Annotated in this window: 16 protein-coding genes; 11 read left to right on the top strand and 5 right to left on the bottom strand. The window is 67.4% G+C overall.

Annotated features, from left to right (window positions below; genetic code table 11):
- Positions 1-4: 4 nt before the first annotated feature.
- The 4 genes from CAL19_RS15575 to CAL19_RS15560 are packed head-to-tail and all read left to right on the top strand — an operon-like array spanning position 5 to position 7,170.
- Positions 5-1,288 (top strand): DotU family type VI secretion system protein, encoded by a 1,284-nt coding sequence (locus CAL19_RS15575; protein ID WP_026639047.1) that lies wholly within the window; start codon positions 5-7, stop codon positions 1,286-1,288.
- Positions 1,285-4,896 carry a type VI secretion system membrane subunit TssM gene (gene tssM, locus CAL19_RS15570; RefSeq protein ID WP_026639048.1) on the top strand — a complete coding sequence of 1,204 codons (3,612 nt, stop codon included), beginning with the start codon at positions 1,285-1,287 and terminating at the stop codon, positions 4,894-4,896. Before CAL19_RS15575 ends, tssM begins: the two co-directional genes overlap by 4 nt.
- A gap of 19 nt (positions 4,897-4,915) precedes the next feature.
- A complete protein-coding gene (tagF, locus tag CAL19_RS15565; RefSeq protein WP_026639049.1) occupies positions 4,916-5,620 on the top strand; it encodes a type VI secretion system-associated protein TagF in 705 nt (234 codons plus the stop codon).
- Positions 5,621-5,667: 47 nt separating this feature from the next.
- Complete coding sequence (locus CAL19_RS15560; RefSeq protein ID WP_094797300.1) at positions 5,668-7,170, top strand: PEGA domain-containing protein; 1,503 nt, start codon at positions 5,668-5,670, stop codon at positions 7,168-7,170.
- Between the two features lie 576 nt (positions 7,171-7,746).
- On the opposite strand, the gene CAL19_RS15555 is transcribed toward CAL19_RS15560, so the two are convergent.
- On the bottom strand, positions 7,747-8,574 hold the full coding sequence (locus CAL19_RS15555; protein ID WP_094797299.1) for a response regulator transcription factor: 828 nt from the start codon (positions 8,572-8,574) through the stop codon (positions 7,747-7,749).
- Between the two features lie 336 nt (positions 8,575-8,910).
- Between CAL19_RS15555 and CAL19_RS15550 the strand changes: the two genes are divergently transcribed.
- Genes CAL19_RS15550 through CAL19_RS15540 form a run of 3 tightly spaced genes read left to right on the top strand, consistent with a single transcriptional unit; the run spans position 8,911 to position 11,838 of the window.
- Positions 8,911-9,438, top strand: coding sequence for an META domain-containing protein (locus CAL19_RS15550; RefSeq protein WP_026638895.1), 528 nt, complete (start codon positions 8,911-8,913; stop codon positions 9,436-9,438).
- Positions 9,439-9,495: 57 nt separating this feature from the next.
- Entirely contained in the window at positions 9,496-10,245 is a 750-nt protein-coding gene (locus tag CAL19_RS15545) for a sulfurtransferase (protein ID WP_026638894.1), read from the top strand.
- A gap of 60 nt (positions 10,246-10,305) precedes the next feature.
- Positions 10,306-11,838, top strand: a complete 1,533-nt coding sequence (locus tag CAL19_RS15540; RefSeq protein WP_249276327.1) for a phospholipase D family protein — start codon at positions 10,306-10,308, stop codon at positions 11,836-11,838.
- Between the two features lie 35 nt (positions 11,839-11,873).
- Here CAL19_RS15540 and metG read toward each other — a convergent pair whose 3' ends face one another.
- On the bottom strand, positions 11,874-13,949 hold the full coding sequence (metG, locus tag CAL19_RS15535; protein WP_094797298.1) for a methionine--tRNA ligase: 2,076 nt from the start codon (positions 13,947-13,949) through the stop codon (positions 11,874-11,876).
- Positions 13,950-14,090: 141 nt separating this feature from the next.
- The gene (locus tag CAL19_RS15530) at positions 14,091-14,366 is read right to left on the bottom strand and encodes a hypothetical protein (protein WP_026638891.1); all 276 of its coding nucleotides are present in this window, start codon (positions 14,364-14,366) and stop codon (positions 14,091-14,093) included.
- A 98-nt stretch (positions 14,367-14,464) separates the two neighbouring features.
- Between CAL19_RS15530 and apbC the strand changes: the two genes are divergently transcribed.
- The 4 genes from apbC to dcd all read left to right on the top strand — a co-directional run bounded on the left by apbC (position 14,465) and on the right by dcd (position 21,744).
- The gene (gene apbC / locus CAL19_RS15525) at positions 14,465-15,553 is read left to right on the top strand and encodes an iron-sulfur cluster carrier protein ApbC (RefSeq protein ID WP_094797297.1); all 1,089 of its coding nucleotides are present in this window, start codon (positions 14,465-14,467) and stop codon (positions 15,551-15,553) included.
- A 12-nt stretch (positions 15,554-15,565) separates the two neighbouring features.
- Positions 15,566-17,488: an autotransporter assembly complex protein TamA gene (locus CAL19_RS15520; protein WP_170941549.1), complete on the top strand. Its 1,923-nt coding sequence runs from the start codon at positions 15,566-15,568 to the stop codon at positions 17,486-17,488.
- Positions 17,485-21,099 (top strand): translocation/assembly module TamB domain-containing protein, encoded by a 3,615-nt coding sequence (locus CAL19_RS15515; RefSeq protein ID WP_026638888.1) that lies wholly within the window; start codon positions 17,485-17,487, stop codon positions 21,097-21,099. Before CAL19_RS15520 ends, CAL19_RS15515 begins: the two co-directional genes overlap by 4 nt.
- 81 nt (positions 21,100-21,180) lie before the next feature.
- Positions 21,181-21,744 carry a dCTP deaminase gene (gene dcd / locus CAL19_RS15510; RefSeq protein ID WP_012250980.1) on the top strand — a complete coding sequence of 188 codons (564 nt, stop codon included), beginning with the start codon at positions 21,181-21,183 and terminating at the stop codon, positions 21,742-21,744.
- Positions 21,745-21,813: 69 nt separating this feature from the next.
- Here dcd and CAL19_RS15505 read toward each other — a convergent pair whose 3' ends face one another.
- The gene (locus tag CAL19_RS15505) at positions 21,814-22,311 is read right to left on the bottom strand and encodes a GAF domain-containing protein (protein ID WP_094797295.1); all 498 of its coding nucleotides are present in this window, start codon (positions 22,309-22,311) and stop codon (positions 21,814-21,816) included.
- Complete coding sequence (locus CAL19_RS15500) at positions 22,308-23,279, bottom strand: Bug family tripartite tricarboxylate transporter substrate binding protein (protein ID WP_026638886.1); 972 nt, start codon at positions 23,277-23,279, stop codon at positions 22,308-22,310. The genes CAL19_RS15505 and CAL19_RS15500 overlap by 4 nt, the downstream gene beginning before the upstream one ends.
- Positions 23,280-23,299 lie beyond the last annotated feature (20 nt).

Here is a 23,299-nt window from a genome sequence, read left to right as displayed (position 1 = left end):
CATCATGCACGCTTCCGATACTGCTCTGCCCGGCCCGCTGGGCGGAGGAATCCCAGAAGGGTCCGCATCGGCGTCAGGCCGGATGCGGCCTCACGAATATGTCATCAGCGGCTCCAACCCGCTGGTGGCCGCCGCGAATCCGCTGCTGGACCTGATCCCGCAGATACGCGCCACCACTACGCATCCGTCGCCCGCGATGCTGCGCGAGCACCTGCTGGACGAAATCCGCCAGTTCGAGCTGCGGGCGCAGCAGGCCGGCATTCCCAATGAAACCATATTGGGGGCACGCTATTGCCTGTGTACGGCGCTGGACGAAGCGGCCGCGCTTACCCCCTGGGGCGGCAACGGCGTGTGGTCGGCGCACAGCCTGCTCGTCACCTTCCACAATGAAACGTGGGGCGGCGAGAAGTTCTTCCAGTTGCTGGCCAAGCTGTCGCAGAACCCCAGCCAGCACCTGGACCTGCTGGAACTGCTGTACTACTGCCTGGTGCTGGGCTTTGAAGGCCGTTACCGCGTGGCCGACAATGGCCGTTCCCAGCTCGAAACCCTGCGCCAGCGCCTGCTGCGCATTCTGCGGACGGCGCGCGGCGATTATCCGCGCGCCCTGTCGCCGCACTGGCAGGACGTGCCGGCGCAGACCCAACTGCGGCGCCTGCCGGTGCCGCTATGGGTGTTCGGCGCGCTGGCGGGCGTGCTGGCGCTGGCGATCTACTGGGCGCTGGCCTTCAGCCTGAGCCGTCAGTCCGATGATGTATTCGCTGCCGTCAGCGCCTTGCGGCCGCCCACGGTGCAGATCGCGCCGGTGCGCCGTCCGGCCCCGTCGCCGCGCCTGGCGGTGTTCCTGGCGCCCGAGATCCGCGACGATCTGGTAACCGTGCGCGACGAGGTGGACCGCAGCGTCGTGGTGTTGCGCGGCGACGGGCTGTTCGAGTCGGGCTCGGCCTCGGTGCGCGAACAGTATCTGCCCGTGTTGTCGCGCGTGGCCGACGCCCTGCGCGAAACCGAGGGCAATATCCTGGTGCGCGGCTACACCGACAATATCCCCATGCGCGGGGCGCGCTATCCGTCGAACTGGCATTTGTCGCAGGCGCGCGCCGACGCAGTGAAAGAACTGCTGGAATCGCGCCTGGACAACCCGCAGCGCGTGCGCGCCGAAGGCCGCGGCGATGCCGACCCGGTGGCGCCCAATGATACGGCGGCCGGGCGCGCCCGCAATCGCCGTGTCGAAATCACGCTGATGGTGCCGCCGGTGCCTCGTTCGGAGACAGTCGAAGGTGCGCCGCAATGATTCATAACGTCTTTGGATTCCTGTTCAGCCGGGGGCTGTGGAACTTCTTCGGGCTGGTGGCGCTGGCCCTGCTGGTGTGGATCGCCGGGCCCCTGCTCGCCATAGGGTCGACGCGCCCGCTGGAAAGCGAGACCACTCGCATCATCGTCATTGCCGTGATGTTCGGCCTGTGGCTGTTGCGCGTGCTGTGGCGCAAGTGGCGCGAAGGCCGGCTCAACGCGCAGCTGCTGGGCCAGTTGCGCAAACCCTCTGCCAAGAAGAAGGTGGCGCCCGAGCCGGGCAACCCCGAGATCCGCCAGCTTGAAGAGCGTTTCAACGAGGCCGTGGAGTTGCTGCGCAAGACGCGCTTCGAAGGCGACAAGCGCAGGCTGTCGCTCGACCGGTTCTCCAAGCAGTATCTGTATCAGCTGCCCTGGTACGTAATTATCGGCGCGCCGGGTGCGGGCAAGACGACCGCGCTGGTGAACTCGGGCCTGAATTTTCCGCTGGCCGACCGCTTCGGCAAGGTGGCGCTGCGCGGCGTGGGCGGCACGCGCAACTGCGACTGGTGGTTTACCGACGACGCGGTGCTGCTCGACACGGCGGGGCGCTATACCACCCACGAAAGCGACCCGACGGGCGACGAGGAAGAGTGGAAAGGCTTTCTGCGGCTGTTGGGCAAATACCGGGGACGCCAGCCGATCAATGGCGCGATGCTGACGGTCAGTGTCGAAGACTTGCTGGCGTCGTCGGATGCCGAGCGCGTGCAGCATGCCGCGGTGCTGCGCCGCCGGCTGCAGGAATTGCGCGAGCAGCTGGGCATCCAGTTTCCGGTGTATGTGCTGGTGACCAAGGCGGACCTGCTGTCGGGTTTCGAAGAATACTTCGCCTCGTTCAGCCGCGAAGACTTGTCGCAGGTGTGGGGCTTTACGCTGCCGTATACGCGCACGCAGGAGCCCGGCTTCGATCTGTACGAGGCCTTTCATGCCGAGTACCGGCTGTTGCAGCAGCGGCTGGACGCGGCGCTGCCGGAAGTGCTGGCTGCCGAAACCGACGGCGCCCGGCGCGCACGCGCCTATATGCTGCCGCAGCAGTTCGCCGGCCTGCAGGCCGTGCTGGGCCATTTCCTGAGCGATGTGTTTGCCACGTCCAAGTACGAGGCGCGCCTGGTGCCGCGCGGCGTGTACTTCACCAGCGGCACCCAGGGCGGCGAAACCTTCGACCAGGTCACCGGCCACCTCAAGCGCTACCTGCGCATTGACGGCGGCCTCGCGCCTGCGGCCACGGCTCCCGGCGAAGGGGAAGGGCGCAGCTACTTCCTGAAGGGCCTGCTGCAGGACGTCATCTTCCGCGAGGCGGGCCTGGCCGGTCGCAACCTGCGCTGGGAGCGGCGCTACCGCCGCCTGCACTGGGCGGGATACGGCCTGATTGCGGCGCTGCTGGTGGCACTGATCGTGGGCTGGGCGGTCAGCTATCGCAACAACAAGGGCTACGTGGCCGAAGTCGATCGGCGCGTGCCCACGGTGGAAAAGCTGGGGCGCGACATCAAGATCACGCGCGCGGGCGATGTGCTGGGGCTGATGCCTTTCCTGGACAGCCTGTGGTACCTGCCCCGGCATGCCAACTTCGAGCTGGATTCGCCGCCCCTGAGCTACCAGTTCGGCTTGTACCAGGGGCAGAAGCTGCAGGCGGCCGCGCAAGGGGTTTATCGCGATACGCTGGAGCAGGTGCTGTTGCCGCAGATTGCGCGGCGCATCGAGACGGCGTTGCGCAATGCCGCGCCCAACGACCTGGAGTTTTCGTACGAAGCGCTGCGCGCCTACCTGATGCTGTACGAGGCGGACCACTATGACGCCGAGTTCATGCACGCGTGGCTGCTGTCGGACATGCAGAAAACCTTGCCCGAGGGCTATACCCGGCGCCAGTATGACCTGATGTCGCTGCACCTGCGCAATCTGGTGCAGGGGCGCGTGCTGTCGTCGCCGTTCCCGCGCGACGATGACCTGGTGCAAAAGGCGCGCGACAACCTGGCGCGCTACACGCTGGCGCAACGCGCCTACAGCAGGTTGCGCCGCATGCTGGCCAATGACGAGCCGGGGCGCGAGCACACCGCCATCACCCTGGGCGGGCCGCAGGCCAGCGCCGTGTTCGTGCGCAAGAGCGGCAAGCCGCTGACCCAGGGCATCCCGTCGCTGTACAGCTACGACGGCTACTGGAAGGTGTTCAACCAGCGCGTGTCGCGCGTGGCCGACCTGCTGCGCCAGGACGACGCCTGGGTGCTGAATATCGAGGCTCCCGGGATTCTGGACCAGCGCGCCCAGCAGCAGCTGATCGTGGATATCAAGCGGCTGTACATGAATGACTATGTGCAGCAGTGGGACGCATACCTGAACGACCTGCAGTTGGCGCCCACTACCTCGCTGCTTGAAAACATCCAGATGGCGCGCACGCTGTCGGCGCCGGAGTCGCCGCTGGTCAAGCTGGTGCAGGGCGTGGCGCGCGAGACGTCGCTGCTGCGCGACACCGGCGATGGCCAGTCGTTGATGGACCAGGCGCGCAACCGGGTCAGCAGCACGCGCGAGGCCCTGGAGCAGATGTTCGGCCCCACCGGGCCCAGCGCGGCCGTGCGCGCCGACGCGACGGACGATAAGCTGGAACGCATTGTCGATCTGCATTTCGAGCCGTACCGGCGCCTGGCGCGAAGCGAAGGCCAGGGCGTGCCGCCCGCCATCGCCGCCACCACCGGGCTGATCAATGAGCTGTACACCTACCTGACCGCTGCCGACGCCGCGTTGCGCAGCGCCAGCCCGGCTCCCGGCTCGGACGTTGTGACCAAGCTGCGCGCCGAGGCCGGCAGGCTGCCCGAGCCCCTGCGCGATCTGCTCAATACCCTGTCTGTGAAGGCGTCCGGCGAAATATCCGAAGCCACGCGCGAGCGGCTGGGCGACACCGTTACGGCGACGATCGGGCTGTTCTGCCGCCAGTCCATCGCGGGGCGCTATCCGTTTTCCAGCAGTTCCACGCGCGATGTCGCGCCCAATGATATGGCGCGCCTGTTCGGGCCCAATGGCATGATGGATGACTTCTTCCAGAAGCATCTGGCCACGCAGATCGATGTGTCGGGGTCGCGCTGGCGCTTCAAGCCGGGCATCGACGGCCAGCAAGGGGACAAGGCAGCCTACCTGGATTCGTTCCAGCGCGCCGGCGTCATCCGCGATGTGTATTTCACGGCAGGCAGCCCGCTGCCGTCGTACCGGGTGGCCATCCGGCCCCTGGAAATGGATGCCGAGATCACGCAATTCCTGATGGACGTCGACGGACAGACGGTGCGTTATGCCCACGGCCCGCAAGTAGCCACCAATGTGCAGTGGCCGGGCCCGCGCGGCACCAACCAGGCGCGTATCGAGCTCACGCCGCAGACCGGCTCGGCGGGCGTGTCGGCGTCGGGTCCGTGGGCGCTGAATCGGCTGCTGGACAAGGCGCAGTTGCGCCGCGGAGCCTCGCCCGAGATCACCATCGCGACATTCGACTTCAACGGCCGCAAGGTCGTGCTTGAAATCACGGCCAGCAGCGTGAAAAGTCCTTTCCATCTTGCCGAAATGCAGGGATTTTCCTGCCCCGGGCGCTAAAGACCAGAAGGGATCCGACATGGACCATGCAACGGAGAAACTGGGGTGGTACGGCAAGATTCCGGCCGCGGGGGATTTTGTGCACCGACGCCTGCCGCGCGAACTGATCGCCTGGTGGGACAGGTGGCTGCAATACGGGCTGGCAGCCCTGAAGCAGGCGCCCGACGAAGGCGCTGTGCGCAGCTTTGCCCATGCGCCGATCTGGAACTTTGCGATTCCGTCCGGCCCCAGCGGCAACGGAGCGCAACTGGGCTGCATCGGGCCCAGCCGCGACCGGGTCGGGCGCGTGTATCCGCTATGCGTCGTCATGACCGTATCGCCCGATGACTATCACAGCGGCATGCTGGAAGGCGCCACCGATTACTACCGGCAGATTGGCGCATGCATGCTGTCGGCCGTCCGTCACGGCTGCGCCGCAGAACAATTCGACCGCGAGCTTAAGGAAATCCGCACGCCCGGCGCCTTGCCGCCCGTGGAACGGTCCAGCGGCAGCGACATCATGGACATACTCAATGCCGGGCTGGAAAGCGGCGCGGCGCCCGTGGCCGCGCGCAGCCTGGCTGCCTGGGCCGACCTGCCTTTCTGCTTCAACCCAAGTTCGCACACCAGCTACTGGTGGACCAACCAGACCGATGGCGCCGCGCTGCAGACCTACGTGCATGGCGGCGCGCTGAACGCCGCCTTGTTTACCCGGCTGTTCGCCTCGATGCCGGCCTGGCGCTAGGGCCGTCGGCTTGCAGGCAACCCAATACGTGCCCCGGAGTTCTTAGTATGAGCGCAACTTCCGCAACTTTGCCCCGCAGGGATACTGCCGGCGCCGGCCATCGGCCGCTGAGCGCGATCGCGGCAGCCGCCAGCGGCGGGGTGCCGCAGGCCAGGATCCTTCGCGTGCTGGCCGATGTGGCAGGCCCGCTGGCGGATTGGCACGCGCAAGGCCACGTGCATGGCGCGGTGGCCATGAGCACCATCGGCCTGGACAGTTCGGGACGCGCGCACTTGCTGGCGCCCCCGCTGGCGCCAGCGGCCGACGCCGAAGGCGCTGTGCGCATCAGGGGCTATGCCGCCTTCGAGCAATATACGGATGACCCGGAGCGGCCATGCGGCCCCTGGACGGATGTTTATGCGCTGAGCGCCGTGGCCCATGCCCTGGTGGTGGGGGCGCCGCCTCCGGACGCGCTGGCCCGCTGCGTGAAAGACGCTTATGTGCCGTTGCAGGGCCGGGATGTGGGCGCCTACGACGCCGGTTTCCTGCAGGCGATCGACCGCGGGCTCTCGATGACGCATGGCGCGCGTCCGGCCGACATGCAGGCCTGCGCCCAGGCATTCGGGTTCGCTCTTGCGCAGCCTGTGCCGCCCGAGCCGCAGGCCGCACCGGTGGAGCCCGAGCCCGACCTGCCCCCCGTGGCGGCGCCGCCGCGCGCCGTCGCCGGCCCGCGCGTACCCCTGCTGGTGATGCTGGGCGTGTTGGCCGCCGTGGCGCTTGCCGTGTATCTGTGGCTGCGTCCGGGCGCGCCGGGTTCGCAATCCGCCGGCCGCGCCGCTTCGCCTGTTGAACCCGCGCCTGAACCCGCGCCAGTGCCCGCGCCGCCGGCGTTGGCGGACCTTAACGCGCCGCGGTCGTCAGCGCCGCAGGGTCAGGGTGCGGGGGGCTCGCCGGCGCCTGAGGGGTCGGTGGACGCCGAAGGGGCGCCGTCCGGATCGGCTTCCTCGGACGGTCTCGTCCGGGGCGCGGATGGCGTACTGGCCCCGCCATCCCCCGATGGGTCGGCGACCCCGGCCGGCCCCGGCCCGGCGAACCCGGATCCCGCATTGCCGGGCGACGGCGATGCGCCGGGCGTGGCCGGCACGACGCAGCCGCCAAGCGCCGACGAGGCTGCCGCCGCGCCCGGCGGAGTTTCGGATCCGGCCGGCGGGGCTTCGGATGCGACCGGCGCCACCACGGCCCCGGACGCCCCGGGTGCAGACGGCACGGTAGACCCGGCGCAGACGGAAGGCGAAGAGCCGGGCGATACCGCGGCCGGTGAGCCGACGGCCGACGACGCGGAGCCGGTCGAGCCGGTGCAGGCGGCTGTGCCCGTCCGCGTCCATGTGCGGCCGTGGGGCGAAGTGATGGTAGATGGCCGCTCGCGAGGGATCAGCCCGCCGCTGACGCAGCTCACCCTGCCGCCCGGACGCCATCGCATCACCATCCGCAACCCCGCCGCGCCGGAATACAACACCACCATCGAGGTCAAGCCCGGCGGCGCAGCGTCGATTTCGCACGTATTCGAATAAGGCGCGCAGGCACCGCGCCGGCGTGCTGCGGTGCAGCTCGGTGTCTGACACCCAAAGGGAGTCAGACACCTTCCGCGCGGCTCGGCGGCAGTGCCTGGTGTCTGACACCGGAAAGGTGTCAGACACCTTGCGAAAGAGAAGAGGTGGCGGCCATTACATGCACTCCGGCTGGACGGTGCAGCTCGGTTGTCTGACACCCGGAGGGAGTCAGACACCTTCCGCGCGGCTCGGCGGCGATGCGGTGTCTGACACCGGAAAGGTGTCAGACACCTTGCGAAAGAGAAGAGGCGGCGGCCATTACATGCACTCCGGCTGAGCGGTACAGCTCGGTGTCTGACACCCGGAGGGAGTCAGACACCTTCCGCGCGGCTCGGCGGCAGTGCCCGGTGTCTGACACCCGGAGGGAGTCAGACACCTTCCGCGTGGCTCGGCGGTAGTGCCTGGTGTCTGACACCGAAAGGTGTCAGACACCTTGCGAAAGAGAAGAGGCGGCGGCCATTACATGCACTCCGGCTGAGCGGTACAGCTCGGTGTCTGACACCGGAAAGGTGTCAGACACCTGCCTCGCGGCTGTTGTCAGCCAGCCAGGGCGACGCGGCCGGTCGCGGGGGTGGCTTCTTCTGGGGTGCCGGTATCGATGGAGACCTCGGCGGTGAACATGTAGCCCCAGCCGTGCACGGCTTTGATGGGCAGGCGCATATGGACGGCAGCGGCCTTGCGCCGCATGCGGCTGATCATGACGTCGACGAACCTGCCGCGGCGTTCGCCGTCGGCGGCTTCGCCAGATTGCAGGCCGTCGGCAATCAGCGTGTCGCGGCTGACTTTTTTGTCCGGCGCCTGTATCAGGCGCAGCAGGAAGCCTCGTTCGGCCGTAGTCAGGGCAAGTTGCTGGCCGGTGGGCGCGATCAGGGTCCAGCCCTTGCTGGCCAGCCGCCAACCCGGCGGGAAGGATGGCTCGGAATCGGCCGACGCAGACGGGTGTTCGGCGTTTCCGGTGCGGCTGGCGACGGGGTCGTACGGCGGCGGTGCGGCTTCGGGCACGCGTCGCAACAGCGACTGGAACACCGCCGCCAGCTCCAGGCCGCCGGTGGTTACGTCCAGGCAGGCGTCGGCGCCGCACAAGAGCGTGCGCACCCGCGCCTCGCTATCGGCGGCAAAGGGCGCCAGCACGATGATGCCCAAGGTATGCCGCATGGCGCGCAACTGCGCCGTGGCCAGGTGTATCTTGGGCAGTGCGCCGGTCAGCACGATCAGCGAGACGGCCTGCTGCGATACGTGCGCGTACAGGTCGGCCAGTTCTGCGTACCGGCGAACGTTGAAACCCAGCTGTGCAAGATCGGCGATAGACGATGCATAAGCGGCGTCGTCATCGGTAAGAAACAGGACATCCAGCAGTTTATTCATGATTTCCGTCCCGCCGAAGGGACGAACACGGCCTTCCCGATGCCGGAGCGGGACCCGACTCTTTGAATAGGCGCGGGAGAGGAAAGCGCAGTTGTCCGCTGCAAGGCACGGCCAGCGCTGTGTTCATGGGGTGCAAGGGGAAATCGGTAAGCAGGAAAGGCGGTTCTTTGCCCGGAGCCGCGATAGAACGAAGGTCACTATTTAACCGCACTTGCCCGCGAGTGTGAACATCGCGCCTTGAATTTTGCATCGTCATGACTGTCTACGGTTGCTCTTGCAGCGCCTTGGCCCGCGACCGGCGCGGTACAGTAGCGGTTATTCATGTACGGAGCCACCATGCCGACCTCCTCGATTTTCCGAAGCCTGCAGCTTGTCGCCCTGGTTGGCGTGCTGAGCGGCTGCGCATCGTCGACCGGCCAGGCGGTCGCCAGGGGATCGGCCGCGGCGCATGCGGCCACCAGTGCCGATTCGCTCGCGCAAACCCGCTGGGAACTGACCCGCTGGACAGCCGCCGATGGCGCGGTGCGACCGCTTCCGCACGGCGATGGCGCCAGACCTGTCGAGTTGACCTTTCTCGCTCATGACGATCAGTACCGCGTCCAGGGGTATGCGGGCTGCAATCGCTACGCCGGCAATTACCGGTTGCAGGACGGCAAGTTGACGATATCCGCGCCTGCCGCCACACGCATGGCCTGCCCCACACCCGAGCTCGCGCAACTCGAGCGTGACTACCTGAATGCGCTGGCCGGTATCCAGACGTTCACCCTGGACAGCGGGGGCGCGCCGCGGCACCTCAGTTTCAACGTGCGCGATGGCGAAGTGCTCGAATTCACCCGCCGCCAGGACCCACCCACCCCCAGGTAGACGCCAGCGATTGTAATTACTTGTTTTAAAAATTGCGACTTACTTCAAAAACGCTTCATGTCCGTTACAAATATCGCCGCCTATAAATTCGTGTCGCTGGACGATTTGCCCGGGCTGCGCGCCGAGATGCTGGAACGCGCAACGAGCCTTGCCCTGAAGGGGACAGTGCTGCTAGCGCCAGAAGGCATCAACCTGTTCCTGGCCGGCGGCCGTTCTGACATCGACGCCTTCTTGCTCTGGCTGCGGTCAGACGAACGTTTTGCCGAGCTTGACGTGAAATTCAGCCAGTCCGCCCAGGCGCCGTTTCGTCGGCTGCGCGTGAAGATCAAGCGCGAGATCATTCGCATGGACCACCCCGCCATCCGGCCCGAGGCGGGCCGGGCGCCGGCGGTGGCCCCGGCCACCCTGGCGCGCTGGCTGGAAAGCGGCGCCGACGACCAGGGCCGGCCCGTGGTCATGCTGGATACCCGCAATGCCTTCGAAGTCGATGCCGGTACCTTCGAGGGCGCCATCGACTGGCGCATCGAGCGTTTTACGCAGTTTCCTGCGGCGGTGCAGGCGCATCGCGACGCGTTGCGGGGCAAGACCGTCGTCAGTTTCTGTACGGGCGGCATCCGCTGCGAGAAGGCGGCGCTGTATATGGCCGAAACGGGTATCGAGCACGTCTACCAACTGGAAGGGGGCATCCTGAAGTACTTCGAAGAAACCGGCGGCAAAGGGTTCAAGGGCCATTGCTTCGTGTTCGATGAGCGCGTGGCCCTGGATGCGGCGTTGGCTCCGGTTGCCGACGTGCCGGCCGCTGCCTAGGCGCCCCATGCCACCGATTGTGCCGTGGCCCCGCGCCCGCGCAACGCGCCGGAAACCACCATGTGGCTGAAGCAGTGCATGGCCGCGCTGGGGCTGGCGATGTTGGTGGGATGCTCGCTACCGCCTCAGCAGGGTCGCACCGAATCCAGCGCCTTGCCTGCCGAGCAGGCGCGCCAGACGGCGCTGGGGCGCGCCATCGCACCCCTGGCCGATGCACACCCCGGCTTGTCGGGCATTTATGCCCTGGCCGACGCCCGGGCCGCGTTCGCCGCCCGGGCCCTGTTGCTGCGCGCCGCCGAAAAGACACTGGATGTCCAGTACTACATCTGGCGGGGCGACATGACTGGCACGCTGCTGCTCGAAGCGCTGTATGACGCCGCCGAACGGGGCGTACGGGTCAGGCTGCTGCTCGACGATAACGGCGTCGCGGGCCTGGACGACGTGCTGGCCGCGCTGGACAGCCATCCGAATATCGAAGTGCGGCTGTTCAATCCGTTTGTGATTCGTCGACCCAAGATGCTGGGGTACCTGACCGACTTCTCGCGGCTCAATCGCCGCATGCACAACAAGTCGTTCACGGCCGACAGCCAGGCCACCATCATCGGCGGACGCAACATCGGCGATGAATACTTCGGCGCGGCCGACGACGTGCTGTTTGCCGATCTGGACCTGCTTGCCGTGGGGCAGGTGGTGGGCGACGTGTCGAACGATTTCGACCGCTATTGGGCAAGCGAGTCGGCCTACCCGATTGCGGCGCTGCTGGGGCCCGCCGACACGAGCCCGCTCCAGGCGCTGCACGAATCGGCGGAACAGGTCGAGCAGAATCCCGCGGCGTCCGCCTACATGCAGGCAATGCGCGACCTGCCCTTCATCGGCCAGATGCTGGAAGGAAAGCTCGCCTTCGAATGGGCGCCCACCCGCATGGTGAGCGACGACCCGTCCAAGGTGTCGGACCCGTCGCCCGGCACGGTGACCCTGGTCGATCAGTTGAAACAGGTCGTCGGCGAGCCGGCCACCGAGCTGGAGCTGGTATCGCCTTACTTCGTGCCCACGGAGGCGGGCACGGCCGCCCTGACACAGATGGTGCGCCGCGGCGTGCGGGTGCAGGTGCTTACCAACGCGTACGAGGCCACGGATGTGGCCGTGGTGCATTCAGGCTATGTCCGGCAGCGCAAGGCCCTGTTGCGGGGTGGCGTGCAGCTGTACGAAATGCGCGGACAGCCCGACGGCACGGCGCAGGCCGCGGGGCCTCTCGGCAGTTCGGGGTCCAGTCTGCACGCCAAGACGTTCTCGGTAGACCGCCAAAGCGTGTTCGTCGGGTCGTTCAATTTCGACCCGCGTTCGATCAACTTGAATACCGAGCTCGGCTTTGTCGTGGATAGCCCCGTCCTGGCTGCGCAGATGGCCGATCTGTTCGATCAGGATGTGGCGCGGCACGCCTACCGGGTAGAGCTGGAGCCTGACGGCAGCCTGTACTGGATCGAAGAAAAAGATGGCGTGCAGCATCGCCATGACACCGAGCCCGGCACGGTCTGGTGGCAGCGCTGGCTGATCTGGTTCCTGTCGTTGCTGCCCATCGAGCCCTTGCTGTAGCGGGGGGCGGGGGCGGGCGTCGCCCCCGCCGGCCGCTAGCGAACCCGCATGCCCGGCTGTGCGCCGGGCCAGGGTTCCAGCACATAGATGCCGGCGTCGACGCCTTCGTCGGCGTGGCTGGCGGCCAGCACCATGCCTTCGGATACGCCGAACTTCATCTTGCGCGGCGCCAGGTTGGCCACCATGACAGTCAGCTTGCCCACCAGGTCTTCGGGGCGATAGGCCGACTTGATGCCAGAGAATACGTTGCGGTGCCGCCCTTCGCCGACGTCGAGCGTCAGCTGCAGCAGCTTCGTGGACCCTTCTACATGCTGGCAGTCGACGATGCGGGCAATGCGCAGGTCGATCTTGGCGAAGTCGTCGATGGTGATCGTGTCGGCGATGGCTTCGCCGCCGGGAACCGGCGCGGGCGGCGCGGCCTCGGCGGGCGGTTCGAACAACTGGTCGAGCTGGGCCGGATCCACGCGTTGCATCAGGTGCTTGAAGGGCGCCACGCGCTGCGGCAGCTCCGCGGCGTCGGACCACACAAACGCCTGTGTCGCGCCGAACAGTTCGCGCGCCACCCGGTCGGCCAGCGCGGGCAGCACGGGCGCCAGCATCACCGACAGGGCCTTGAACCCCGCCAGCGAGCGCGAGCAGATGTCTTGCAGGCGCGCCTTCTGGGCGGCGTCGGCATTGCCGATGCCCTTGGCCAGCACCCACGGCTGGGCCGCATCGAACGCCTGGTTGATGCCGTCGGCGTAGGCCATGATTTCGCGGATGGCGCGGTTGTATTCGCGCGCCTCGAAGGCTGCGCGGATCGATTCGGCCTGCGCGGCGAACTCTGCCGACAGTGCCGCCGTATCGCCGTCGTAGGCGAGCTCGCCATCGAAATGGCGTGTAATGAACGTGGCGGCACGGCTGGCGATGTTGACGTACTTGCCCACCAGGTCGCTGTTGACGCGCGCCACGAAGTCGTCCGGGTTGAAGTCGATATCTTCGACGCGGGCGTTGAGTTTGGCGGCGATGTAGTAGCGCAGCCATTCGGCGTTCATGCCCAGATCCAGGTAGCGTAGCGGCGAGATGCCCGTGCCGCGGCTCTTGGACATCTTTTCGCCGCTGACTGTGATGAAGCCGTGCACGTTCAGCGCGTCCGGCGTCTTGCGCCCGGCGAACTTCAGCATGGCGGGCCAGAACAGCGCGTGGAAGTAGATGATGTCTTTGCCGATGAAGTGCACCTGCTCGGTGCTGCCTTGCGGGTCGAGCAGCGTGTCGAAGTCGAGCCCCTGCTTATCGCAATAGGACTTGAGCGATGCCAGGTACCCCACGGGCGCGTCGAGCCACACGTAAAAGTACTTGCCGGGGGCATCGGGAATCTCGATGCCGAAGTAGGGCGCGTCGCGCGAAATGTCCCAGTCGCCGAGCTTGGCCTGCCCGTCGTCGCCGCCCAGCCATTCGCGCGTCTTGGCCAGCACTTCGGGCTGCAGGTGCTTGTTGCCGGCGGCGTTGCTGCCCGCCGTCCATTGTTGCAGGAACTCGACGCAGCGCGGGTCCGACAGCTTGAAGAAGAAGTGCTCGGACGATTTCAGTACCGGCGCGGCGCCGGTAAGCGCGGAATAGGGGTTCACCAGCTCGGTGGGCGCGTACACCGCCCCGCACACTTCACACGAATCGCCGTACTGGTCCTTGGCGTGGCACTTGGGGCATTCGCCCTTGATATAACGGTCGGCCAGGAACATGCCCTTGACGGGGTCGTAGAACTGTTCAATGGCGCGGGTTTCGATCAGGCCCTGCGCCTTGAGGGCGCGGTAGATGTCTTGCGACAGCGCCACGTTTTCGGTCGAGTGCGTGGAATGCCAGTGGTCGAAGCGGATGTGAAAGCCATCCAGGTAGCGCGGCCGCTCTTCGGCATAGCGCGCCACCAGGGCTTCGGGCGTAATGCCTTCTTTTTCGGCCTTGAGCATGATGGGGGCGCCGTGCGCGTCGTCGGCCCCCACGAAATGCACCGTATGCCCCGCCATGCGCATCGAGCGCACCCAGATGTCGGCCTGGATGTATTCCATGATGTGGCCAATATGGAAGGAACCGTTGGCGTAGGGCAGCGCGGTCGTGACGAACAGGGTGCGGGGCATGTCGGAAAGAGTGGTTCGCAAATGGGTAGCCGGCTATTTTAGCGGCCCGGCGGGGTGGCGCCAGCGCAGCGCCAAAGCACGCGCCCCCGCGCCGGCCGGAGCCGGGGCGGGGGCGCTGAAAAAGAGCGGTTCGCGCGCCGTTTAGCGGACTTCGCGGACTTCGACGTCGATGACGTCGCGGGGCGCGGCGGGAAACGGGCCCTGGGCGCCCGGGCGGAAGCTGCCGGGACGCGCCGTCTGGCGTTGGCTCCAGTAGGCGCGCACGCCGAATGGCTTGCCGCGGACCTTGGCCACCACGTACAGAATGCCGATGGCGATGGCCGTGGAAACCATGAACACCAGGGCCATGGCCATGCCGAACAGGGCCAGCACGGCAAACGCAACGGCACGGAAGAATCGGGAGATAGTGTCGGTCATTGTGGTCGGACGCAAAACAGGACAAAAGGTTCCCGCGTATCCGCTATCCTTGAGGGTAGCGGGCGGCGCAAAGCCGTCCTGCCCAGGGAATCAGAGTAATGAGTATACCGACAGCGGAAGTCCGTGCGGCATTGCGGGCGGTGCAAGATCCCATTTCCCGCCGAGCGTTGGCTGATTTTGTAAAAGATCGTGACATCGCATGGCGCGGCGATGCGTTGTCGTTGACCGTCACGCTGGGATATCCGGCCGACCACGTGGCGGCCGAAATCGAGCGGGCCGCCTGCCGCGCACTGGCCGCCGCCGGGGCGCCCGACGCAAAGGTGGCGGTGAAATGGTCGGTTGGCGCCCATGCGGTGCAACGCGGGCTCAGGCCGCTGCCCACGGTGCGCAACATCATTGCGGTGGCCTCGGGCAAGGGTGGCGTGGGCAAGAGCACCACCGCCGTCAATCTGGCGCTTGCGCTCGCGGCCGAGGGCGCGCGCGCCGGCATTCTGGATGCCGACATCTATGGCCCCAGCGTTCCCACCATGCTGGGTATTACCGGCCGGCCGGCCAGCCACGACAATAAAACCATGGAGCCGCTCGAAGGCCATGGGCTGCAGGCAAACTCCATCGGTTTCCTCATCGATGCCGATGCGCCGGCCATCTGGCGGGGCCCGATGGTGACGCGGGCGTTCGAGCAGATGCTGAACCAGACCAACTGGCGCGACCTCGACTACCTGATCATCGACATGCCGCCCGGCACGGGCGACCTGGCGCTGACCCTGGCGCAGAAAGTGCCCGTGGTGGGCGCCGTGATTGTCACGACGCCGCAAGACCTGGCGCTGCAGGATGCCCGCAAGGGCTTGCGCATGTTCCAGAAAGTAGACGTGCCTATCCTGGGCATCGTCGAAAACATGGCAGTGCACGTCTGCAGCAATTGCGGCCACGCCGAGGCGATTTTCGGCGAAGGCGGCGGTCGGCGCATGGCCGAGCAGTACCAGGCCGCCTGGCTGGGCAGCCTGCCCCTGGCCGCGGACATCCGGGCCCATGTCGATTCCGGCCGGCCCAGCGTGGTGGCCGATCCGCAAGGCGAGGCCGCCAGCCGCTACCGCGACATCGCCCGCAAGGTTGCCGCCGCGGTGGCGGGGTTGCCGCGCGACATGGCAGGCCGCTTGCCGCCCGTTGTCGTGCAGCCTTCCGCCTGAGCCATGCGGGCCATGCGGTCAGCGGCCGCTTTGCTTCTGTTCTTGTTGATGGGCGCAGCGCCCGTGGCGCATGCCCAGGTGCCCGAAGTGGTCATCGACCCCGGCGGCGTGGCGCCGGCCGCCCTGCAATCGATCACGTCGGCGGTAGACGCCATCACGCGCCTGGCCGAAGACCAGGATGGCGGCGAAATCACCCGCCTGCGGCGGCGCGCCCGCGACGCAACCTTGGCCGCGCTTGCCACCCAAGGGTACTTTTCGCCTACTGTCACGCTCGAAACGGGCACCGATGTCGCTGGCGAAACCTGGGATATTTCCATCCAGCCGGGCAAGCGCGCGCACGTGGCATCCGTCGAGCTCAAATTCACGGGCCGCATCACGCGTGCCGAATATGCCGAGCGCGTGGCGCAGCTGCGCAAAGACTGGCTGCTGGGCGTCGGCCAGCCTTTCATCAACGCCGACTGGAACCGCGCCAAATCGACGCTGCTGGACGCCGTGGCGGCGCGCGATTTCATGCTGGCGCATATGGCGGCGTCCGACGCAGTGGTACATGCCGATACGGCCGAAGTGCATCTGTCGGTCACCATCGACAGCGGGCCGCTGGTGCGCATGGGGCCGCTGAACACCCAGGGCCTGCGGCGCGTGCCCGAATCGCTGGTGCGGCGCTATGTGCGCTACGACCAGGGCGATCCGTTCAACCAGGACGAGCTCGACGCCTGGCAGCAGGACCTGCAGACCACGTCGTTCTTCCGAGGCGCTTTCGTTACCCTGGACCCGACGCCCGCCGACGCGTCGCCGCAGGCGCAACGCCCATCCGACCGTCCGGCCGCCACGCAAACCGAACGCGCCCGCGCGCCGGGCTCCAGCGGGTTGGCGGCCGACACGCCGATGGGCGATCCGCAGGTGGCGGGCGGGCCCGACGCCGGGCCGGCGCCGGCCTACGATTCCGACGGCGAAATCACCTTGCCGGTGGACGTGCGTGTAGTCGAGGCGCCGGCCCGGCGCGTGGCGGTGTCGCTGGGCGTGGATAGCGACGCGGGTGTGCGCGCCGAAACCACTTACCGGCAGAACGTCGTGTTCGGCGTGCCGGTCACGCTTGAAAGCGGCATAGGCGTCGACCGCCTGCGCCAGCGTGCCTACCTGGATTTTCATCTGCCGCCCGATGAAAAAGGCCAGCGCGACTCGATCGGGCTGCTGGCGGATCATTCCGATATCCAGGGCCTGGATGTACGCCGCGTGGCGTTGGGCGCGACCCGGCTGCGAGTGCGGCAGGGCGCGGGCGACAGCCGCGTCCAGTACGAAAACCGCTGGGGTGTGCTCCTGGCGCACGACCACGTCAAGATCGACGGAGGCGACGAATACGATCTGCCCAGCGGCACCCTGACATCCGAATGGCTGCGGCGCGATGTCGACAACAAGTATGACCCGCGCGAAGGCAACCTGATCGCCGTGGGCGGCGGCATAGGCGTGGTGCTCGACAGCGGCGACCCCTTCTTCCGGGTGCGCCTGCGGGGGCAGAAGTGGTGGCCGGTGGGCGAACGCGACGTGCTTACCGTGCGCGGCGAAGTGGGGCGCGTATGGTCCGATTCGGATACCCGGGTGCCCGATGACTTCGGTTTTCGCACCGGCGGGGCGCGCTCCATTCGCGGCTACCGTTATCAAAGTATCGGCGTCGACCGTGATGACGCGGTCGTTGGCGCGGCCAGCCTGGCGGTGGCCAGCATCGAGTACGACCATTATTTCAACGAGCGCTGGGGCATGGGTGTATTCGTCGACGCGGGCGACGCGGCCGAGACCTTCGGCAGCATGGAATGGCACCTGGGCTATGGCGTGGGCGCGCGGGTGCGTACGCCGGCCGGCCCCTTGTTCCTGGACCTGGCATACGGGCAGCGCGAGCGCGACTTGCGCCTGCATTTTTCATTGGGGATCGCGTTTTGAAGCGTTTGCGTGCCGTGTTTCGCCACCTGCTGGTGTGGTGGCTGCCCGTGCCCATTACGCTGGTGGTGTTGTTGTGCGCCTTCGGCGCGTGGCTGACGGGCACGCAGGCCGGCACGCGCATGTTGCTCACGACGGTCGCGCAGCAGTTCGACGGGCGTGCCGAACGGATCACAGGCAGCGTGCTGGGCGGCCTGGACGTGGGGCGCCTGCAGCTTGCGCTGCCCGGCGTCGCCATCGACATTGCCGACCTGCGGCTCGACGTGCGCTGGCGCGCGCTGGGCGAGCGCTTGCTGCACGTGCGCGAACTGTCCGCCGCGCATGCCTACATCGCCTTGCAGCCCGGCGTCGAGCCCGACCCGGAACCCGCTGCCGACCCCTTCGCCCTGCCGGCGCTGCCGGTCGATATCCGGCTCGACCGCCTGGCGCTGGGCTCGCTGGACTTGCGTACGAACGGCGAGCCGGTACCCGTGGCCATCGCCGACCTGGCGGCCGCGCTGCAAGTCGATGCGCAAGGCGCGCAACTGCGCCTGCACAGTCTGCACGTGGCCCATGGGTCGGAGCAGGCCGACCTGAGCGGCCAGGCGCACCTGCTGCAGCTGGCGGCGCCCTGGCCCATGCGGGCGCAGCTGGGCATCGCGGCGCAAGGCGTGGGCGCCGGCTCGCCCCTGTGCGCAAGCCGCAAGCTGGCGGCCGCCAAGCCGCCAGCCGACCACACGCGCGGCGCGGACGAGCCCGGCGCGGAAGGCGAAGCGCATCCCGGCGAGCCCGCGTCCGCGTGCGCCGCGTCCTTGCGCGTTGCTGCCCAGGGCACGCTGGACCGGCTCGACGTGCAGCTCGATGGCTCCACCGCAGATGGCGCGCTGTCGCTGGAAGGGCATGCGGGCCTCGCTCCCGCACAGGCTTTTCCTTTGATCACCGCCAAACTCGATTTGCGGCTGGCAGATAAATCGGGGCTGGCGGCCACGTTCGACCGGCAGCCCCTGGCCGGCCAGCCGGGCCTGGACCAGGTGAAAGCCACACTCGATGCGCAGCGCCTGGATCTGGCGACATTGGCGGGCGATGCGCTGCCTGCCGCGCGGCTCAGCGCAAGCGTGGCGGTCGATGCCCAGGTGGCGGGCGCCTACGAACTGCGGCATGCGCAGGTGCAAGCTTCCGTCGCTCCGGGCAGCCGCTGGAATCAGCACCCGCTTGCCGGCACCCTGGCGGGCCGGGTCGATGCGTTGCCGGCGCCGCCTGCCGCCAAGCCTGGCGCGCCCGGGGAGGTCCGGGCCGATCCGCTGGCAGGCTACCAGTTGCGCGACCTGAACCTGGACCTGACCCTGGGGCCCAACCGGCTGCGCGCGCAGGGCCAGCTCACCCAGGGGCAGGGGGCGCTCGCGCTGGACGCGAACTTGCCCAGGCTGGATGCTTTCTGGCCGGGCGTGCCGGGGGGCGTCACATTACAGGGCAAGCTCGATGGGCGGCTCGAACAGCATCGCGGGCAATTCAACGCGCGCTATACGCCGGCCGATACCCGTGCCGATACCTTGGGGCGGGCCCCGATCCGCGCCGAGCTGGGCTTTGCGGGCGGCTGGGGGCCGGCGCGGGGTGCGGCCGGGGGCGCGCCGGGCTGGCGCGGCCGCATCGAGCGGCTGGCCGCCAGTTCGATGGATTTTTCGCTGGAGCTGCAGCCCGTCGAGCTCGCGCTCGTGCCATCGGCCGTCGAGCCTGACTGGCAGTGGCAGCTGGGCGCCACCCAGCTTACGCTGCGCCTGCCGGACAAGCAGCGCGTGGTCATCGCCCACCAAGGTTCGCGCGGCGGCGGCGCACACTGGGAAACCGCGGGCCGGGCCGACAATCTCGTGCTCACGACCCCGATGGTGCGGCAGATTCTGCGCGCCCTCGACCCCCAGGCCGCGCGCACGGCCAGCGGCGGCAGGGTCAACCCGCGCGTGCCCGATGCGCAACGGCGCATCGCGCTGGACGCGTCCTGGAACCTGCGCTTCGATGGCGCTCTGGCCGGCAGCGCAAGGCTGGCGCGCCGCGACGGCGACTTGCGCATTCCCGGCGATCCCCCCATTGCGCTGGGGCTGACCGATCTTGTGCTGGACGTGGCGGCCAGGCGTACGGGGCCCGGCGTCAGCCAGCTCGACGCCACGCTGGACGTGCGCACCCGGCAAATGGGCACGCTGTCGGCGACGGCGACCGCCATGTTGCTTGCCAGCCCTTCGGGGGGCTTTGCCCTGGACGAGCGCCGCCCCATGCGCGCCAACCTCAAGGCCGACATTTCCGATCTGACGTGGATCGATCTGTTCCTGGGCGACACCATGGAAGTGCGCGGCAAGCTGCGAGCCGACCTTGCCGTGCAAGGCACGCTCAACGGCAAATGGACCAGCTCCGGCACGCTGCACGGGCAGTCGTTGCGTGTGGTTCGCATCGACGACGGCGTACGCCTGATCGACGGTACGCTGGCCGCGCATCTGGAAGGCACCCGCCTGGTACTGGATACGCTGCGGTTCCCGGCGTCGCTGCGCGTCATGCCCGACGAATGGCGCACCCGCGAATGGATCACCACCAATCCCGATGCCAAGGACGGCTACGTGGAAGCCACCGGGCACTGGGACCTGCTGCAGAACCGGGGCGCGGTGCGCGTCAAGCTGCACCGTTTTCCGGCGCTGCAACGCTCGGACCGTTACGCGATGGTATCGGGCAACGTCGATATCGACGCGCAGCTGCCCCGTCTGTCCATCACCGGTGACCTCGTCGCCGACGCGGGCTGGTTCAGCCTGGAAATCCTGCAAGGCGTGCCCAGCCTGGATGACGACGTGCGAGTGATCCGCGCGGGGCAGGACGAGCAGGCGCGATCCTCGCCGCTGCAGATGTCCATGAACCTGAAGTTCGACATGGGTCCGCGCTTCTACATCACCGGCATGGGGCTGGATGCGGGGCTGGTGGGCGCCATCGAGATCCGCATGGCCGACGGCCGCCTGACCGGGCTGGGCGCGCTGCGCACGCGCGGCGGCGGCATCGAAGCCTACGGGCAGAAGCTGCGCCTGCGGCGCGGCACGCTTACCTTCCAGGGCAGGCTGGATAACCCCTTGCTCGACATCGAGGCGCTGCGCACGGGCGAGCAGGTCGAGGCAGGCGTGCGGGTCAGTGGCACGGCGCAGCGTCCCCGTATCGACCTGGTGTCCTACCCCGAAGTCAGCGATGTCGAGAAACTGTCGTGGCTGATCCTGGGCCGCGGCCCGGACGAAGGCGGCAGCGACGCCGCGCTGCTGCTGTCGGTGGGCACGGCGCTGCTGGGGGGCGGGCAGCCTTTCTACCGGCAGCTGGGGCTGGACGAGCTCAGCATCCGCTCGGGTACCGTCGGCAGTTCGGGCAGCCTGCTGCCCGACCGCACCGTGGCCAGCCAGATCAACATGGACAGCAACAGCGCGCTGGCCACCCAATTCGTGGTCGCCAGCAAGCGCTTCGCCAATGGCATCACGCTCAGCGTCGAGCAGGCCATGTCCGGCTCCGAAACCGTGGGGCGGCTGAGCTATCGCCTGGCGCGCGGCCTGTCGCTGGACTTGAAAGGTGGTACCGTGAGCGGCATTGCGCTGGTCTATCGCACCTTCTTTGACGATTGAGCCGCCCGCCCTTGACCGCCGCAGGGGCCGCCGGCTTGCGCAAGCAGATAAAATAGCCGGCAACCAACCGGGGCAAATTTCATGAGCATCAAAAGCGACCGCTGGATCCGCCGCGCGGCCGAGGCCGGCATGATCGAACCGTTCGAGGCCGGCCAGGTCCGTACCGCCAATGGCGGCCGTATCGTCAGCTATGGCACCAGCAGCTACGGCTACGACGTGCGCTGCGCCGACGAATTCAAGATCTTCACCAACATCAATTCCACCATCGTCGACCCCAAGCAGTTCGACGAAAAGTCATTCGTGGACTTCAAGGGCGATGTCTGCATCATCCCGCCCAACTCGTTCGCACTGGCGCGCACGGTCGAGTATTTCCGCATCCCCCGCAGCGTACTCACCATCTGCCTGGGCAAGAGCACCTACGCGCGTTGCGGCATCATCGTCAACGTCACGCCGCTTGAACCCGAATGGGAAGGCCACGTCACGCTCGAGTTTTCCAACACCACGCCCTTGCCCGCCAAGATCTACGCCGGCGAAGGCTGCGCGCAGATGCTGTTCCTGGAAAGCGACGAAGTCTGCGAAACCTCGTATCGTGATCGCGGCGGCAAGTATCAGGGCCAGCGCGGCGTCACGCTGCCGCGCACCTGATCATCCGGCGGCCCGGCGATCCGGCGGGCGGGGCAGGCCCATCGGCCCGCCCCGCGGTCGCAGCATCGTTCAGCGCGCGAAAGCGGGCGCGGCCACATGCGCCGCCAGTCGGGCGAAGCTGACGTGCGCATCCTCGATGCGGGGTTCGCGCATCAGAAAGTTCACGGTGCCCAGGCACACGTCATCGGCCACTACCGGCACGTTGATCACCGACTGCAATCCCAGCCCCAGTATCGCCGCATGGTCATCGAACGACGCCCGGATCGCGTCGGCGCCTTCGCCCACATACACGCGGCGCCGCAGCAGCACATGCTCTGCCCACGGCATGCCGCGTTTCTGCTTCGAGCCGCCCGGCGGATAAGACACCGGGTCTGAGCTGTACAACCGTACGACCGCCATGTTCTCGGCGTCGTAGCGATTGACCGTACACAGCGCCTGGCGCAGCACGCCGTGAGCCCAGCGGTCCAGCTCGCCAAAAATGGCTGCAGGGTCCCGGCCGCCCAGTGCGTCGATCAGCGCGCCGCTGCGGGCGACGGCGGCCGCAATGCGTTTATGCAGATCCGTCATTGCGCCTTGATCCCCAGGTCGCGCACGATCTTGGTGTACTTCTGTGCGTCGCTTTCCACCGTCCTGGCGAAATCTTCGGGCGTAGACTGCGTAACCAGCACACCCATGTCGCCCATTTTTTTCTGCACTTCGGGCAGCGCCAGGATGCGGTTGATCTCTTTGTTCAGGTCGGCCACCAGCGCCGGGTCCATGCCGGCCGGACCGAAAGCGCCGTACCAGACTTCCATTGAATAGCCGGGCACGGTTTCGGCCACGATGGGCACATCCTTGAGCAGGGGCGAGCGTTGGGTCTCGGTAACCGCCAGCAGTTTCAGCTTGCCGGCCTGCACATGCGGCAGCGTCTGCGTGCCGGCGCTGAACAGCAGCTGCGTGCGGTCCGCCACGGTATCCAGCACGGCGGGCGCGCCGCCCCGGTAGGGCACATGCATCATCTCGATGCCCGTCGCCTTTTCAAACATGGCCGCGCTGAGATGGTTGGTCGAACCCGGGCCGGCCGATGCATAGGCGATGTCTTGCGGGTTGGCGCGCGCGTATTCGATGAATTCCTGCACGGTGTTGGCGGGCACCGACGGGTTCACCACCATCGTGTTGGTCACCAGCGCCAGCTGGGCGATGGGCGTGAAGCTCTTGACGCCGTCAAAAGGCATGTTGTCGTAAAGCGCTTCGTTCATGGTGTGCGTGCTCATCGAGCCGATCAGCAGCGTGTAGCCGTCCGGCGCGGCGCGCGCCACCATCGCCGAACCGATATTGCCCGATGCGCCCGATCGGTTCTCGACGATGACAGGCTGGCCGTAGCTCTTGGTCATGTGTTCGGACAGCATGCGCGCCAGGATGTCGGTCGAGCCGCCGGCCGCCCACGGCACGATAAGCGTGACGGGTTTTTCCGGCCACGCGGCCATCGCGGCGGCAGGCAATATGCCCGCCGCCAGCACAAGTCCGCGCAATGCGTTGCGTAATGAATAGGTCATGGTTGGTTCCCCTTGTTTTT

Source organism: Bordetella genomosp. 7 (assembly GCF_002261265.1).
Taxonomy (GTDB): Bacteria; Pseudomonadota; Gammaproteobacteria; order Burkholderiales; family Burkholderiaceae_B; genus Bordetella_A.
This window is presented reverse-complemented; position numbering and strand designations above follow the sequence as displayed.

Coding starts and splice junctions, on each gene's coding strand:
- CAL19_RS15575 (WP_026639047.1), top strand. CDS start 5: ATGCACGCTTCCGATACTGCTCTGCCCGGCCCGCTGGGCGGAGGAATC.
- tssM (WP_026639048.1), top strand. CDS start 1,285: ATGATTCATAACGTCTTTGGATTCCTGTTCAGCCGGGGGCTGTGGAAC.
- tagF (WP_026639049.1), top strand. CDS start 4,916: ATGGACCATGCAACGGAGAAACTGGGGTGGTACGGCAAGATTCCGGCC.
- CAL19_RS15560 (WP_094797300.1), top strand. CDS start 5,668: ATGAGCGCAACTTCCGCAACTTTGCCCCGCAGGGATACTGCCGGCGCC.
- CAL19_RS15555 (WP_094797299.1), bottom strand. CDS start 8,574: ATGAATAAACTGCTGGATGTCCTGTTTCTTACCGATGACGACGCCGCT.
- CAL19_RS15550 (WP_026638895.1), top strand. CDS start 8,911: ATGCCGACCTCCTCGATTTTCCGAAGCCTGCAGCTTGTCGCCCTGGTT.
- CAL19_RS15545 (WP_026638894.1), top strand. CDS start 9,496: ATGTCCGTTACAAATATCGCCGCCTATAAATTCGTGTCGCTGGACGAT.
- CAL19_RS15540 (WP_249276327.1), top strand. CDS start 10,306: ATGTGGCTGAAGCAGTGCATGGCCGCGCTGGGGCTGGCGATGTTGGTG.
- metG (WP_094797298.1), bottom strand. CDS start 13,949: ATGCCCCGCACCCTGTTCGTCACGACCGCGCTGCCCTACGCCAACGGT.
- CAL19_RS15530 (WP_026638891.1), bottom strand. CDS start 14,366: ATGACCGACACTATCTCCCGATTCTTCCGTGCCGTTGCGTTTGCCGTG.
- apbC (WP_094797297.1), top strand. CDS start 14,465: ATGAGTATACCGACAGCGGAAGTCCGTGCGGCATTGCGGGCGGTGCAA.
- CAL19_RS15520 (WP_170941549.1), top strand. CDS start 15,566: ATGCGGTCAGCGGCCGCTTTGCTTCTGTTCTTGTTGATGGGCGCAGCG.
- dcd (WP_012250980.1), top strand. CDS start 21,181: ATGAGCATCAAAAGCGACCGCTGGATCCGCCGCGCGGCCGAGGCCGGC.
- CAL19_RS15505 (WP_094797295.1), bottom strand. CDS start 22,311: ATGACGGATCTGCATAAACGCATTGCGGCCGCCGTCGCCCGCAGCGGC.
- CAL19_RS15500 (WP_026638886.1), bottom strand. CDS start 23,279: ATGACCTATTCATTACGCAACGCATTGCGCGGACTTGTGCTGGCGGCG.